A 15,584-nucleotide genomic window follows, 5' to 3' on the forward strand; every position below is an offset into this window, starting at 1 on the left:
ACCCCGCAACGCCCACCCCAGCCGCACTACGGTGACGTGCAGCGCAGAGCGACTGGAGCGGGCGGGGTCTGCGATCGTGGTGGGCCTGGCAGGCCGCCCGCGGCCCGGCGATCGCAGGCCCCGCCCGCGGAAGTCGCGGACCGTGCGAGCGGGTCCTCTACCGGCAGCACGCCCTGCGACCCTGCGATCGCAGACCCCGCCCGCGGAAGTCGCGGACGAGACCTACGACGTCACAGCATGCAGGAGACGCACCCCTCGACCTCGGTGCCCTCGAGAGCCAGCTGCCGCAACCGGATGTAGTACAGCGTCTTGATCCCCTTGCGCCACGCGTAGATCTGCGCCCGGTTCACGTCGCGCGTCGTCGCGGTGTCCTTGAAGAACAGCGTGAGCGAGAGTCCCTGGTCGACGTGCTGTGTCGCCGCGGCGTAGGTGTCGATGATCTTCTCGTAGCCGATCTCGTACGCGTCCTGGTAGTACTCCAGGTTGTCGTTCGTGAGGTACGGCGCCGGGTAGTAGACGCGCCCGATCTTGCCTTCCTTGCGGATCTCGATCTTCGAGGCCACGGGGTGGATCGAGGAGGTCGAGTTGTTGATGTAGCTGATCGAGCCTGTCGGCGGCACGGCCTGGAGGTTCTGGTTGTAGATGCCGTGCTCCATGACGGAGGCCTTGAGCTCGGCCCAGTCCTGCTGAGTCGGGATGTGCACGCCCGCCTCGGCGAAGAGCTCGGCGACGCGAGGTGTCGCGGGCTCCCACACCTGGTCGGTGTACTTGTCGAAGTACTCGCCGGTCGCGTACTTGGAGTCTTCGAAACCGCCGAAGTAGCGCTTGCGCTCGATCGCGAGGCGGTTGGACGCCGCGATCGCGTGGAAGGCGACCGTGTAGAAGTAGATGTTCGTGAAGTCGATGCCCTCTTCGGAGCCGTAGAAGACCCGCTCACGGGCGAGATAGCCGTGGAGGTTCATCTGGCCAAGGCCGATCGCGTGGCCGGACTCGTTGGCGCGGCGGATCGACGGGACGGAGTCGATGCTCGTCTGGTCGGAGACTGCCGTGAGAGCACGGATCGCGGTGTCGATGGTCTTCGCGAAGTCAGGCGAGTCCATGGCCTTGGCGATGTTGAGCGAGCCGAGGTTGCACGAGATGTCACGACCGATGTGGTCGTAGGACAGGTCGGTGTTGTACGTCGACGGCGTCGAGACCTGGAGGATCTCGGAGCAGAGGTTCGAGTGCGTGATGCGGCCCTTGATGGGGTTCGCAGCGTTCACGGTGTCTTCGAACATGACGTACGGGTAGCCGGACTCGAACTGGAGCTCGGCGAGAGTCTGGAAGAACTCGCGGGCCTTGATCTTCGTCTTGCGGATCCGGGCGTCGTCGACCATCTCGTGGTACGTCTCGGAGATCGCGACGTCGGCGAAGGGCTTGCCGTAGACGCGCTCGACGTCGTACGGCGAGAAGAGGTACATGTCCTCGTTCTTGCGGGCGAGCTCGAAGGTGATGTCGGGGATGACGACACCGAGCGAGAGCGTCTTGATGCGGATCTTCTCGTCGGCGTTCTCACGCTTGGTGTCGAGGAACCGCATGATGTCGGGGTGGTGTGCGTGCAGGTACACAGCACCGGCACCCTGACGCGCGCCGAGCTGGTTGGCGTAGGAGAAGGAGTCTTCGAGGAGCTTCATCACGGGGATGACACCCGAGGACTGGTTCTCGATGTGCTTGATGGGCGCGCCGTGCTCACGGATGTTGCTGAGCAGGAGGGCCACTCCGCCGCCGCGCTTGGACAGCTGGAGGGCGGAGTTGATGCCGCGGGCGATCGACTCCATGTTGTCCTCGATGCGCAGCAGGAAGCAGGAGACGGCCTCGCCGCGCTGCGCCTTGCCCGAGTTGAGGAACGTGGGTGTCGCGGGCTGGAAGCGCCCGGCGATGATCTCTTCGACGATGTTGACGGCAGTCGCCTCGTCGCCGTCGGCGAGGGTCAGCGCGACCATGCAGACGCGGTCTTCGAAGCGCTCGAGGTAGCGCTTCCCGTCGAAGGTCTTGAGCGTGTACGAGGTGTAGTACTTGAAGGCGCCGAGGAAGGTCTCGAAGCGGAACTTCTTGGAGTACGCGAGGTCGAAGAGCGACTTCGTGAAGGCGGGGGTGTACTTCGCGAGGATCTCGGGCTCGTAGTACTTGTTCTCGACGAGGTACTCGAGCTTCTCCTCGAGGCTGTGGAAGAAGACCGTGTTCTGGTTCACGTGCTGCAGGAAGTACTGGCGCGCAGCCTGACGGTCCTTGTCGAACTGGATCTCGCCGTCCGGTCCGTAGAGGTTGAGCATCGCGTTGAGCGAGTGGTAGTCGAGCTCGGTCTCTAGGCCGATTTCCGTGACTGTCGTTGCCAAAACTGTTCCAATCCTTCGCGGACGCGGAGAACGTCCTCGGTCGTCCCGAGGAGCTCGAAGCCGTACAGGTACGGCACAGAGCACTTCTGGGAGACGATGGCGCCGGCGAGGCAGTAGGCCTCGCCGAAGTTGGTGTTTCCGGCGGCGATGACGCCGCGGATGAGCGACCGGTTGTGCTGGTCGTTGAGGAACTTCACGACCTGGCGGGGCACAGCCCCACCGTCGTTGCCTCCGCCGTAGGTCGGGACGACCAAGACGTAGGGCTCGTCGACGTGCAAGAACTCGTCCTTCGGCAGCAGCGGGATGCGCTGCGCCTCGAGACCGAGCTTCTCGACGAACCTGTGGGTGTTCTCCGACGCGCTGGAGAAGTAGACGAGGCGGGCCACGTCAGGGGACCTGAAGGGTCAGGCGACGGACGCGGAGACCTTGGCCGCGAGCGCGTTGATCTGGTCGGGGCGGAACCCGGACCAGTGCTCGTCGCCGGCGATCACGACGGGGGCCTGGAGGTAGCCGAGGCCACGGACCATCTCGAGGGCTTCCGGGTCTGCGCTGATGTCGACGATCGAGTACTCGATGCCCTTCTTGTCGAGGGCTCGGTAGGTCGCGTCGCACTGGACGCACGCCGGCTTGCTGTAGACCGTGATGCTCATGCGGAGTCTCCTCGAGGTGAGGGGCTGGGGAAGCCCGGAGTGTGCTGTGGTGCGGTGCCGCCGCTGCAGTGGTGACGGCCAAGAAGGCGGGTTCCCCAGAGCTGTGTGGCGTGTCGTGCTGTGGTGTCTGAGCCCTCGCGTGGAGTGTGGTGCTGTCCTGCGCGCTGGGCGTGGAACCACTATACCTAGTGCCTCGACCGGATAGCCACCCCTAGACCTGGTGCTGCGTGTCGGGAGAGACACACAGGTGTGGATGACGGTGTGGACAACCGTCACGGCCCCGGCACCCCCGCGGTGCGACTGCGCAGGGAGGTGTGCGACCGACCCTGTCGAGTATCCCCGGGACCCCTGACATCCCGCGCCGAGGCCGTCCACCGGAGCCGTCGGCGAGCGCGAAGGAGGCTGTCCACCACCTGTGGACGACGGGCGTCCACGGGCGGTGGACAGCGACGATGAGACGGCTGTCACGGGGGCGCGTGACGGCGGGTGAAAAGCGTCCTCGTGCAACGCGCGCTCGGCGTGTCCGGCTCGCTCGGCGTGTCGCCCGACCGGCGTGTCGCCCGCGAGGTCGCACCACGGACGACGAGGTCGCACAGACACGCCGTACAGCCGCCTGCCGGAGCAGGAGCTGGCGTGTCCGTACGACCTCGTCGGTACAGGTGCGACCTCGTCGGCACGGGTACGACCTCGCGGTCAGAGGTGCGACCTCATGGGCGATGGTGCGACCTCGCGGGCACCTCACCCCTCGGGGCACCCGCGGGCGGGTCAGACCTCGTAGCGGATGTCGTCCACAGCGGGCAGCGTGCCCGTCGTCGCGAGGGTCCGGTACCAGTAGGCGGAGTCCTTCCAGGTGCGCTCGAAGGTGTCGTAGTCGACGCGGATGATCCCGAAGCGGCGGTCGTAGCCGTAGCCCCACTCGAAGTTGTCGAGGAGCGACCACGCGAAGTACCCGCGGACGTCGGCCCCGGCGTCGATCGCCGCGCCGACGGCGTCGACGTGGTCGTGCAGGTACGACACGCGCAGCGGGTCGTGCACCCGGCCGTCCTCGGAGACCTCGTCGTAGAAGGCGGCGCCGTTCTCGGTGATCATCATCGGCTGCTCGGGGTAGGCGTCGCGGACGGTGAGCAGCAGCTCGGTCATGCCCGCGGGCTCGATGTTCCAGCCCATCGCCGTGTACGGCCCCGGCTGCTGGATGAACTCGACGTCGGTCACACCGATCCACGGAGACGCCGCGGACGCACCGTGCCCGTCGTTCTGCGCGGCCTCGCCGTCCCCCTCGAAGTGGCGGACGCGGACGGTCGAGTAGTAGTTGACGCCGAGCACGTCGAGGCGCTGGCGGGTGATCTTGCCGTCGCCGGGGAGCACGAAGCCCCAGTCGGTCACGTGCGCGGTGTCGGCGAGCAGGTCCTCGGGGTACGCCCCGTCGAGGACCGGGCCGAGGAAGGCCCGGTTGGCGAGGGCGTCGATCTTCCGCACGGCGTCGAGGTCGGCCGCCGAGGAGGCGTCGTCCGGGCGGATCACGTGCAGGTTGAGCGTGATCGAGACCTTGGCGGCGTCGCCGAGGACCTCACGGATCGCCAGGGCCGCGAGACCGTGGGCAAGGTTGAGGTGGTGGACCGCGGCGAGCGCCGCGGCAGGCTCGGTGCGTCCCGGGGCGTGGACGCCCGAGCCGTACCCGAGGTACGCCGAGCACCAGGGCTCGTTGAGGGTCGTCCACACGTCGATCCGGTCCCCGAGCTCTTCGGCCATGCGGCGGGCGTAGACCGCGAAGGCCTCGGCGGTCGCACGGTTCGCCCAGCCCCCCTCGTCCTCGAGCTCCTGCGGGAGGTCCCAGTGGTAGAGCGTCACGACAGGCTTGATGCCGGCCTCGATGAGGCCGTCGACGAGCGAGGAGTAGAAGGCGATGCCCTCCGGGTTGAACTCACCGGTCCCGCCGGGCTGCACGCGTGACCACGAGATCGAGAACCTGTAGGCGTCGAGGCCGAGGTCCTTGATGTGCTGCACGTCTTCGGCCCAGCGGTGGTAGTGGTCGTCCGCCTGGTCTCCGGTGTCGCCGTTGAGCGTCTTGCCGGGGGTGTGCGAGAACGTGTCCCAGATGGACGGGCCGCGGCCTCCCTCGGTCGCTGCTCCCTCGATCTGGTACGAGGCCGTCGCCGAGCCCCAGACGAAGTCTGCGGGGAACTGGCGGGCGGCGGTGCCTGCTGCGGTCATGACTCTCCTCGATGTGTGCGGCGCTCGTCGTCGAAGCGCTTCGCTCCGACCTTATACGGGTGGGGCCAGGTCGGGCCGGACGCCCCTCGTCGGGGCGTCCGGCCCGGGTGGTCAGGACCGCGCGCAGCTGTTGACGGACCTCACGACGGACGCGACGACGTCCGCGGCGGCCAGCTCGGAGACCCGCTCCGCAGAGACCCCGGCCCCGCTCGACACGAGGAAGGTGTGCGCCTCCCCCGGGAGCAGCGAGACGAGCATGTCGTCGACCACCCCGTCGGGCACGATGCGGTCGGCGAGGACCGAGACGTCCAGGGCAAGGGTTGCCGCCGAGACGTCGACCACGAGACCGCCCTCGACCGCACGGAAGGACACGTCGACCGCAGACGGGTCGAGCACGAGGTCCTTGGGCTCGGCGAAGAGGTGGATCTCGCGGACGTCGTCGAGCTCGGCGACGAGCACCTCACGCGTCGCATCCCCGGGGGTCGTCAGCGCAGCAGAGAGCGGCACCTCGTGCACGGAGCGCGCGGGCACGGAGACCGAGACCTGCTCGGCCGCACCCTGCTCGGCGCCGCTCACGTCGAGGCGACGCAGCGTCACCTGGCCGTCCCACGCCTCCGCGTGGTCGTTGACCACCACGAGCGTGGGCACGCCGTCGCGCGGCTGGACCGTGAGCAGCCTGTCCGCGTAGGCGTGGCGCAGGGCGTAGAACAGCGGCTTGGGGCGCTCGTCGCCGTCGACCGCAGCCCACGAGGTCACCGGCCAGCAGTCGTTGAGCTGCCAGACGATCGACCCGGCAGTCCGCGGCCAGTACGAGCGGTAGTGCTCGATCCCGTACTGGACGGCGTGCGCCTGGTTGAGCTGGGTGGTCCAGTGCCAGTCGTCGAAGGCCGACGGCGTGGGCAGGTGCGGCTCGAGGCCGCGGTCGAGCTTGAGGTTGCCGTCGGCGGCCTTCTGGTGGAGCAAGAACTCGGGCGACTCCTTGGTGAGCGCCGCCTCGGGGATCGACCGGGTCAGGGTCGTCCACGCCGGCGGACCCTGGAAGCCGAACTCGGAGCTGAAGCGCGGGACCTGGTCGCGGTACGTGGTGTAGTCGACGCGGTTCCACACCTCCCACTCGTGCCGGGTGCCGTGGTCGGCGTCGTTGGGGTGCACGGCCGGTGCACCGCCGGCGACCTCGGCCGTGAAGCCCGGGCTGTAGGGCGAGCCGTCGCAGTAGGGCCGGGTCGGATCGAGCTCGGCGACGATCGCCGGGAACAGCTCGGTGTAGTAGCGGAAGCCCCACGTGCGACCCTCGAGATCCTGCTGCCACCCCCAGTCGAGGTAGCCCCAGAGGTTCTCGTTGCCGCCGTTCCACAGCACGAGCGAGGCGTGCGGGGTGAGGCGGGCGACGTTCTCGCGGGCCTCGGCCTCCATCTCGGACCAGATCGGCTCTTCTTCGGGGTAGGCGGCGCAGGCGAGCAGGAAGTCCTGCCACACCATGACGCCGCGCTCGTCGCAGACGTCGTAGAAGTCCTCGGTCTCGTAGATGCCGCCGCCCCACACGCGCAGCAGGTTCATGTTGGCGTCGAGGGCCTGGTCGACCCGCCGCTCGAGGCGCTCCCGGGTGATCCGCGTGAGCAGGTGGTCGTCCGGGATCCAGTTCGCACCCTTGACGAAGACCGGCTGACCGTTGACCGAGATCGTGAAGGGCGTGCCCTGGTCGTCGGGCGTCGTGTCGAGCTCGACGGTGCGGAAGCCGATGCGCCGCTCGTAGGTCTCGAGAGTCGCGCCGTCGGTCGTCCCGAGGGTGAGCGAGAGGTCGAAGAGCGGGTGCTCTCCGTAGCCGACGGGCCACCAGAGAGGCGCGCCCGGGACCTCGAGGTGCACGACGGCGGTGGGCTCGCCGGGGACCACCGTCACGGTCGCGACGTGGTCGCCGATCCCGTGGGCGGCCGCGAGCGTGGCCGTGAGGATGACGTCGCCGTGGTGGCGGTCGTCGACACCCCGTCCGAGGTCGACGTGGACGTTGACGTGCCCGGTCCCGTCGGGGCCCACGGTCACGAGCGGGCGGACCTGGGCGAGGTGCGCAAGGGTCCAGCGCTCGAGGCGCACGCCCTTCCAGATGCCTGCGGTCTGGAGGTCGGGGCCCCAGTCCCAGCCGAAGGAGCAGGCCATCTTGCGGACCATGTTGAAGGGGTGGTCGTAGGCGCGCGGACGCAGCACGATCTGGTCGGCGACCTCGCGGGCGTGGGTGAGCGCCGAGCGCAGGTCGACGACCAGGTGGTTCTCGCCGTCGACCACCAGAGCGGCGACGTCGAACCTGTAGCTGCGGTGCTGGTTCGCGGTGCGCCCGACCTCGGTGCCGTTGAGGGTGACCGTCGCGACGGTGTCGAGGCCGTCGAAGACGAGCTCGAGCTGCTCGCCGTCTGCCGCAGGGGACGACGTGAAGGTCGTCTCGTAGCGCCAGTCGACCAGGTGCATCCACGCGAGCTCGGTCTCGTGGAGGTCGAGGTACGGGTCGGGGATCAGACCGGCGTCGAGCAGCGCGGTGTGGGAGGTCCCGGGGACCTGGGCAGGGACGGTGTCCTCGACGAGCCTGGAGGTCAGCTCGGGTGGCACAGGGCCGCCCGTGGCTCGCAGGGTCCATCCTGTGTGCAGCGTCTGGCTGGTCATCTGTGCGTGGGCTCCTGGGTCGAGAGGACGGTGGGGCCGCGAGACGTCGGCGGCTCGGTTCGATGAGGTGCAGGTCGGCGAGAGGCCGGCGAGAGGTCGGGGGCAGCGGGCGGCAGACCGACGTCTGCGGCGCACCGGTGCGTCAGGGGTCGGGGGGCGGTGCTGGCAGGACGGGCCGGGCTCCAGTCCATCCTGGGGCACCTCGCGAGACTTCGTCAACCTTCCTGACGAACCGTCTCGCAGCTCGCCCGCACATGCTCCTTCCACAATCTTCGGAGAGCGAATAAAGTGGGCTCAAGACCGTTCAGCCCACCCGAGACGGAGCAGTCGGACATGGTTCAGGCACAGCGTGGCGGGACGGCGAGCACCTCCGCCGTCGTCGACGCGATCCGTGCCGCCGGGACCATCTCCAGGGTGGGGCTCACGAGCGTCACAGGGCTCACCGGCGCGACAGTCTCGACCGTCGTACGACGACTGATCGACGACGGTCTCGTGGTCGAGATAGGCCGCGCGGAGTCGACGGGCGGCAAGCCACGGGTGCTGCTCGAGCTCGAGCCGACAGCCCGCTACGCCGCGGGCGTCCACCTCGACCACGCGTCGATCACCTGCACGGTGACCGACCTGACCGGCACCCCGGTCGCGATCTCGACCCGTCCTGGCCCCGGGACCGAGCACCCTGCCGCTGTCCTCGAGGCTGTCGCAGCCGAGGTCGACAGGCTCGTCGACGAGGCCGGGGTCGACCGCGAGCGCCTCTTGGGCGTCGGCGTCGTGGCCCCCGGCCCGCTCACCTCCTCGGGAGGCATGCACCGCACCCCGCCGAGCATGCGGCCCTGGACGGACTACCCGATCACCCTCGAGCTCGGACGGCTCACCGGGCTGCCGGTGCTGCTCGAGAACGACGCCACGGCTTCGGCTGTCGGCGAGTACTGGTCGGGCGGGACGGACTCCGAGGGCAGCTTCGCCGTCCTGTACATGGGCACAGGGCTCGGTGCCGGGCTCGTCCTCGACGGTGTCGCGTACCGAGGGTCGAGCGGCAACGCCGGGGAGATCGGCCACACCACGCTCGACCTCGACGGGCCGCTGTGCTGGTGCGGCACACGGGGCTGCGTCGAGGCCCTCGCGGGACCGGCCGCCGTCGTGGCCGAGGTGCGTACCTCCCCAGGTCTCGCGCGCCAGCTCGGGATCGCACAGGCAGACGGAGCACCCTCAGGAGAGCTCGGGGCGCCAGCGGACGCCGGCCGCACCGACGACCCCGCGACCGTGGACGACTCTGTGGTCACGGCCTTCGCCGCCGTCGCCGCTGCTGCCTCGGCCGGTCACCCCGAGGCGCGCAGGATCCTCGACCGCTCGGCGCGCTACGTCGCCGCGGCCGCCCTCAACACCGTGAACCTGCTGGACGTCCGCATGCTCGTCCTCTCGGGGGCCAGCCTCGCTGCGGCCGGCGACGTCTACCTGCCCGTCGTCCGCGACCTCTTGTCCGCAGCACTCTTCGCCCGGGGCGACCACCCCGTCGACGTGCGGCTGTCCCGGACGGCCGCGAGCGCCCCGGCCGTCGGCGGCGCGGCCCTCGTGCTGCAGTCCCACCTCGTGCCGACGCTGGCACCCCCTGCACAGCCTCGCCCCAGCGCCCCGCTGAGCGAGATCTCCACCCTGTCGACGTAGGAGTCACCGATGACCTCACCTGCCAGCAGCTGGCTGACCACCCCCACGCACCTCGACTGGCTCGACGAGCACGCCCGCAGCCTGCTCGCCTTCGGGTCAGGGTTCGTCAGCCCACAGGGCGGCGCCGGGTGGCTGGCGGACGACGGGACCCTCGACGCCGAGCGCGGGGTCTTCACCTGGATCACCTGCCGGATGGCGCACGTCTACGGGCTGGGTGCGCTGCTCGGCGTCCCCGGGGACCGGCCGCTCGCCCAGGCCGCCCTCGACGCGCTGCGCGGTCGGCTGCACGACGACGTGCACGGCGGCTGGTTCGCCTCGATCGCGGCCGACGGGACCGTCGACACGACCAAGAGCGGGTACGCGCACGCCTTCGTGGTGCTGGCCGCGAGCACGGGTGTGGTGGCCGGGCTCGACGGCGCGCAGGAGCTCCTCGACGACGCTCTCGACGTGCTGGACACGCGGTTCTTCGACGCCGAGACAGGTCTGCACGTGGACGAGTGGGACGAGTCGTGGTCGACCCTCGACCCCTACAGGGGTGTCAACGGGAACATGCACGCCGTCGAGGCGCTGCTCGCCGCAGCCGACGTGACAGGTGACGCCCGGTGGCGCGAGCGTGCCCTCGGGATCGCCCGGTACGTGGGCGTCGAGTGGGCGCCCGGCAACGGGTGGCGGATCCCGGAGCACTTCGACGAGGCCTGGGTGCCCCAGCCCGACCTCAACGAGGCCACACCGGACGACCCCTTCAAGCCCTACGGCGCGACTGTCGGCCACGGCATCGAGTGGGCACGGCTGTTCCTCAACCTGTCGGCCGGGCTGGGCGCGGACGCACCCGACTGGCTCGTCCCTGCGGCGCAGGAGCTCTACGCCCGCGCCGTCGCCGACGGCTGGCGCGAGAGCACCCCGGGAGCCCACGGCTTCGTGTACACGACGGGCTGGGACGGAGAGCCCGTCGTCGAGACCCGCATGCACTGGGTCGCGGCCGAGGCCGTGGGCGCTGCGGCGTCCCTGTTCAAGGCGACGGGCGAGGCCCGCTACGCCGCCGACTACGAGCGCTGGTGGGACCACGTGGCCGCGGTGTTCCTCGACGGCGAGCACGGATCGTGGCACCACGAGCTCGACGCGACGAACACGCCGACCGCGAAGGTCTGGCCCGGCAAGCCCGACATCTACCACGCCTTCCAGGCGACGCTGTTCCCCCAGCTCCCGCTGGCACCGTCGCTCTCGGTCGCGCTGCGCGACGGGCTGCTGCGCAGCTGAGGCTGCTCGGCCCTGCACGCGGGGCCCCGAGCACCGAGCCTGAGGGCCCCCTGACCCCAGGCTCGGTGCTCGTGCTCGTGCTCGTCAGACCTGGACGACCAGCACGTCGTCCTCTCCGTCAGCCTCGACGCGCGCACCTCCCACCTCGACGGCCCAGGCGCTGCGTCGCTGCGACTCGACCCTGCGGATCTCGACGGACCGGCCCGTGCGCTCGACCGTGAACCTCGCCGCGACGACGCCGCCGTCCTCGCTCGAGGGGACGACCACCTCGCTGCTGTGACCGTCGGCCAGCTCGAAGAGGCGCAGCGTGACACCGTCCGCCCAGTCGTAGTCGGGCCTGTCGGAGCGTGCCCCGACAGGGAGCACGGACCCCGGCCGGACGAGCAGGGGCAGGGAGTCGAAGCCGTGGTGCTCCTCGACCCACCGCGGGCCGACCACGGTCTCCCCGCTCAGCAGGTGCGTCCACGTCCCCTCGGGGACGTAGAAGGAGACCGTGCCCTCGGCCGAGAACACCGGGGCCACCAGCAGGCTGTCGCCGAGCATGAACTGGGTGTCGACGGTCGCGGCGGTGCGGTCGGCCGGGAGCTCGAGCATCATCGGTCGCATGACCGGCAGACCACGGGTGTGCGCGAGCTCGCCCAGCCTGCCGAGGTACGGCATGAGCGACATCTTGAGCCGCGTGAACTGGCGAGTGACGTCGACCGCCTCGTCGTCGAAGGCCCACGGCACGCGGTACGAGCTCGACCCGTGCAGCCGCGAGTGCGAGGACAGCAGACCGAAGGCCGCCCAGCGCTTGAAGACCGCAGGGTCGGGTGTCCCCTCGAAGCCGCCGATGTCGTGGCTCCAGTACCCGAAGCCGGACAGCGCGAGCGAGAGCCCGCCGCGCAGCGACTCGGCCATCGAGACGAAGGTCGACTCGCAGTCCCCGCCCCAGTGCACCGGGAACTGCTGGCCGCCGGCCGTCGCGGCCCGGGCGAAGAGCACGGCCTCCCCTTCGCCGCGCTCGGCCACGAGCAGGTCGAAGACGCACTTGTTGTACAGGTGCGCGTAGTAGTTGTGCATGGCCTGCGGGTCCGAGCCGTCGTGCCACACGACGTCTGTCGGGATGCGCTCGCCGAAGTCCGTCTTGAAGCAGTCGACCCCCTGGTCGAGCAGCACCTTGAGCTTGCTCTGGTACCAGGCTGCGGCGTCAGGGTTGGTGAAGTCGACCAGGGCCATGCCGGCCTGCCACATGTCCCACTGCCACACGTCGCCCTGCGGTGTGGTCACCAGGTAGCCGAGCTCGCGCGCCTCGGCGAAGAGGTGGGAGCGCTGGGCGATGTACGGGTTGATCCACGCGGAGATCTTCAGCCCCTTGGCCCGCAGCCGGGCGAGCATGCCCTCGGGGTCGGGGAAGGTCGCCGGGTCCCACACGAAGTCGCACCAGTGGAACTGGCGCATCCAGAAGCAGTCGAAGTGGAACACCGACAGCGGGATGTCGCGCTCGGCCATCCCGTCGATGAAGCCCGTCACCGTCTGCTCGTCGTAGTCGGTCGTGAAGGAGGTCGACAACCACAGCCCGTAGGACCAGGCGGGCACGCGGGCCGGCCGGCCGGTCAGGGCCGTGAGCTTGTCGAGGATCTCCGCGGGGCTCGGCCCGTAGATCACGTAATACTGCAGGTGCTGGCCCTCGACGCTGAACTGGGTGCGCGAGACCACCTCGGTGCCCACCTCGAAGGAGACCCTGTCCGGGTGCGCGACGAAGACGCCGTAGCCCGCGTCGGAGAGGTAGAAGGGCACGTTCTTGTAGGCCTGGTCGCTCGCCGTGCCGCCGTCCTCGTTCCAGATGTCGACCGACTGGCCGTTCTTGACGAAGGGCCCAAACCGCTCGCCGAGGCCGTAGACGTGCTCGCCGACCCCGAGCGTCAGCTGCTCGTGGACAAAGCTGCGACCGTCGTCCCTCGAGACGATGCCGACGCTGCGCGGGGTCGACGACGTCAGGACGCGACCGTCGGCCACGAACTCGACCCCCCAGGCGCCGTCGGTCGAGACCCGCGCCGTGAGCGCCCCCGAGGTGATGCTCGCGACAGGGTCCCCGTCGACCACGGGCGCGATGGCCTTGGCGTCCCCGGGGGCGCGGGTGACGTCGAAGGACGGCCCCCGGTCGAGCGCCCCCTGGAAGTGCTCGATCCGCACACCCACGACGTCGTCGGCCGGGGTGTCGAAGGTGACGGTCACCTGGGGCCGGTTGAGAGTGTCGCCGCGGGTCTGGATCCGGGCGGTCGGGGCGAAGACCGTGAGCCGGGCGCCGTCCGCGGTGTCTTCGGCGACGACGTCGTCGACCGAGCCCGGGCGCAGGATGGAGACTCCGGGCAGGACCTGCCAGTAGCCGTCGGTGAACTTCATGAGGGCCTCTCGGTGAGCACTAGGACGTCCACGGGTGGGACGACGGCCGTGCCGCTGTGCACGGCGCTGGTGAGGAGGTCGGTGAGCGGGGTGCTCCCGACCGGGACGGAGACCGGCGAACCGGTGTGGTTGAGCAGGAAGAGCAGGTCGCCGCGGCGCACGGCCTCGACGCCGAGCCGAGCGGCAGGGGTGCCGAGCGCGGACAGGGTGCCGCTCTCGCGCAGGACCTCGGCCAGGACCGCGTCGAGCGCGGCGTCGGGGAGCAGCGCACCGACGTACCAGGCGCGGCCGGCGCCCGAGCGACGACGGACCACGACCGGGGCACCGGACAGACCGGCCGGCGCGCTGCTGCTGGCGACCACGACGGCCTCGGCGGGCGTGCCGCTGCCGTCGGTTCCGTGGGAGCCGTCACTGCCGTCGACGCCCTCACCACCGTCGAGCCGCAGCCTCTCGACGTAGGAGTCGACGTGCGCGATGCCGGGAAGCACACCGTCCGGGCCGGCCCACAGGTCGGAGACGACGTCGAGGCCGTCGTCGTCGAGCGGCAGCCATTCCTCGCCGCTCGCACCGACGAGGTCCGCGAGCTGGACCGGGAACCGGCCCGGGCGCACGTGCGCGTCACGTGTGGCGACGTCGCTGAAGGGCCCCAGGACGAGCGTCCCGCCGCCCGCGACGAAGGCCCGCAGGTTCGCGGCGTCAGGCTCGTCGAGCAGGTAGAGGTTCGGGGCGAGCACCAGGTCGTACTCCCCCAGCGTGTCGCCCGGGCGGACCAGGTCGACCGCGACGCCGCGCTCCCACAGCGCCCTGTGCCACCGGCGGACCTCCTCGACCACGCGCAGCCGCCGGGTCGGCCCGGCCTCGCCCTCGGCGGCCCACCAGCTCGACCAGTCGAAGGCGATCGCCACGGTCGCCCGCGAGCGCCCGCCGACCACGGGCCGCAGCCGCGCGAGGTCCGCGCCGAGGCCGACGACGCCGCGGTGCACGTCGGTGTCGGCTCCGGCGTGCGGGAGCATCGCCGAGTGAAAGCGCTCGGCCCCCGCGCGAGAGGCGCGCCACTGGAAGAAGCAGATCCCGTCTGCGCCGTGCGCCACGGCCTGGAGGGACTCGAGCCGCATCCGGGCGGGCGTCTTGGGGACGTTGTGGTCGCGCCAGTTGACCGCGCTCACGGCCTGCTCCATGAGCAGCCACGGCGCTCCCCCGCCCAGGGACCGCATGAGGTCCTGGGTCAGGGCGGCCGAGGCGAGCGAGGTGGGGTCGACAGGGTCGGGGTACGCGTCGTCCGAGACGACGTCGAGGTCCTGCGCCCAGGACCAGTAGTCGACGAGCGGGAAGAACCCCATGAAGTTGGTCGTCACGGGTCGGCGGGGGTCTCGCTCGCGGATGATGTCGCGCTGCTCCCTGTACACCGCACGCAAGGCGTCCGAGGTGAAGCTACGGAAGTCGAGCTCTTGGGTCGGGTTGATGAGGTACGGGGCGCGGCGGGGCGGGACGACCTCCTCCCACCGGCTGTACCGCTGGCTCCAGAACGTGGTGCCCCACGCCTCGTTGAGACCGTCGAGCGAGCCGTAGCGCTCGTCGAGCCACGTGCGGAAGGCGAGGGCCGTGGCGTCCGAGTGGCACACCTGCCCGAGCTCGTTGCCGACGTGCCACATCCGGACCGCCGGGTGCTCGACGTACCTGTCGACGAGGTCGCGGGTGATATCCCGGGCGAAGCCGCGGTACACCTCCGACGACGGGCTGAACTGGTTCCGGGAGCCGTAGGTGAGGCGCACCCCGTCGCGGTCGACCGGGAGGGTCTCGGGGTACAGGTGGCCCATCCACGGTGGCGGTGACGCCGTCGGGGTCGCGAGGTCGACGGCGATGCCGTGCGCGTGCAGCAGGTCGAGGACCTCGTCGAGCCAGCCGAAGCTGCGCTCGCCGGGTCGTGGCTCGAGCAGAGCCCACGAGAACACCCCGACGGTCACGAGGTTCACGCCCGCCGCCTGCATGAGGCGGGCGTCCTCGAGCCAGGTCTCGCGGTCCCACTGCTCAGGGTTGTAGTCCCCGCCGTAGAGCAGACCGAGCTCGTCGGTGAGCTTCGACAGCGTCGGGCGCGTCGGGCGCGTCGTCGTGTCCGGTGCCCTGCTCGCGTGGTCGGTCATGCGTGTCTCCTCCGTGCTCCGGCGTCCCCGGCGAGCCTGCGGAAGACCGTCGGCTCATCGTCGAAGCGCTTCAATGATTGTAGGGGTAGCGCCACTGCGCAGCTCCCCCCTCTTCTGTCTCGTGCCAACGTTCTGACAGAGGACGACGGGGCGAAGAACCGTCGAAATACTGTCGTCGAGGGTCCTGCTCCCCTACGCTGAGCCTGCGCGCAGCGCACGTCTGGCACCCGGCCCCCGGGGCCCAGACCACC

General features: G+C 70.2%; 9 protein-coding genes. 2 read left to right on the plus strand and 7 right to left on the minus strand.

Translation table 11 applies throughout. The features are described from left to right. Positions 1–230 precede the first annotated feature (230 nt). The 5 genes from nrdE to HZZ10_RS09945 form a co-directional block, all read right to left on the minus strand. On the minus strand, positions 231–2,375 hold the full coding sequence (gene nrdE, locus HZZ10_RS09925; protein ID WP_056136996.1) for a class 1b ribonucleoside-diphosphate reductase subunit alpha: 2,145 nt from the start codon (positions 2,373–2,375) through the stop codon (positions 231–233). Then, positions 2,345–2,761, minus strand: coding sequence for a class Ib ribonucleoside-diphosphate reductase assembly flavoprotein NrdI (gene nrdI / locus HZZ10_RS09930; protein ID WP_179913387.1), 417 nt, complete (start codon positions 2,759–2,761; stop codon positions 2,345–2,347). Before nrdI ends, nrdE begins: the two co-directional genes overlap by 31 nt. Before the next feature lie 18 nt (positions 2,762–2,779). Beyond that, positions 2,780–3,025, minus strand: coding sequence for a glutaredoxin-like protein NrdH (gene nrdH, locus HZZ10_RS09935; protein ID WP_056136991.1), 246 nt, complete (start codon positions 3,023–3,025; stop codon positions 2,780–2,782). A gap of 765 nt (positions 3,026–3,790) precedes the next feature. After that, entirely contained in the window at positions 3,791–5,236 is a 1,446-nt protein-coding gene (locus tag HZZ10_RS09940) for a GH1 family beta-glucosidase (RefSeq protein ID WP_179913388.1), read from the minus strand. Positions 5,237–5,347: 111 nt separating this feature from the next. Beyond that, positions 5,348–7,888: a glycoside hydrolase family 2 protein gene (locus HZZ10_RS09945; protein ID WP_179913389.1), complete on the minus strand. Its 2,541-nt coding sequence runs from the start codon at positions 7,886–7,888 to the stop codon at positions 5,348–5,350. A 333-nt stretch (positions 7,889–8,221) separates the two neighbouring features. On the opposite strand from HZZ10_RS09945, the gene HZZ10_RS09950 reads away from it, so the two are divergent. Together HZZ10_RS09950 and HZZ10_RS09955 are read left to right on the plus strand one after the other, a co-directional pair. Further along, positions 8,222–9,550, plus strand: a complete 1,329-nt coding sequence (locus HZZ10_RS09950) for an ROK family transcriptional regulator (protein ID WP_179913390.1) — start codon at positions 8,222–8,224, stop codon at positions 9,548–9,550. A gap of 9 nt (positions 9,551–9,559) precedes the next feature. Then, complete coding sequence (locus HZZ10_RS09955) at positions 9,560–10,807, plus strand: AGE family epimerase/isomerase (protein ID WP_179913391.1); 1,248 nt, start codon at positions 9,560–9,562, stop codon at positions 10,805–10,807. An 84-nt stretch (positions 10,808–10,891) separates the two neighbouring features. Here the strand turns inward: HZZ10_RS09955 and yicI are convergent, their stop codons facing one another. Together yicI and HZZ10_RS09965 are read right to left on the minus strand one after the other, a co-directional pair. Continuing rightward, positions 10,892–13,192 (minus strand): alpha-xylosidase, encoded by a 2,301-nt coding sequence (gene yicI / locus HZZ10_RS09960; RefSeq protein WP_179913392.1) that lies wholly within the window; start codon positions 13,190–13,192, stop codon positions 10,892–10,894. Next, positions 13,189–15,333 (minus strand): beta-galactosidase, encoded by a 2,145-nt coding sequence (locus tag HZZ10_RS09965; protein ID WP_179913393.1) that lies wholly within the window; start codon positions 15,331–15,333, stop codon positions 13,189–13,191. Before HZZ10_RS09965 ends, yicI begins: the two co-directional genes overlap by 4 nt. Between the last annotated feature and the right edge of the window lie 251 nt (positions 15,334–15,584).

Origin of the sequence: Sanguibacter inulinus (genome assembly GCF_013415325.1) — a bacterium.
Lineage (GTDB): Bacteria > Actinomycetota > Actinomycetes > Actinomycetales > Cellulomonadaceae > Sanguibacter > Sanguibacter inulinus.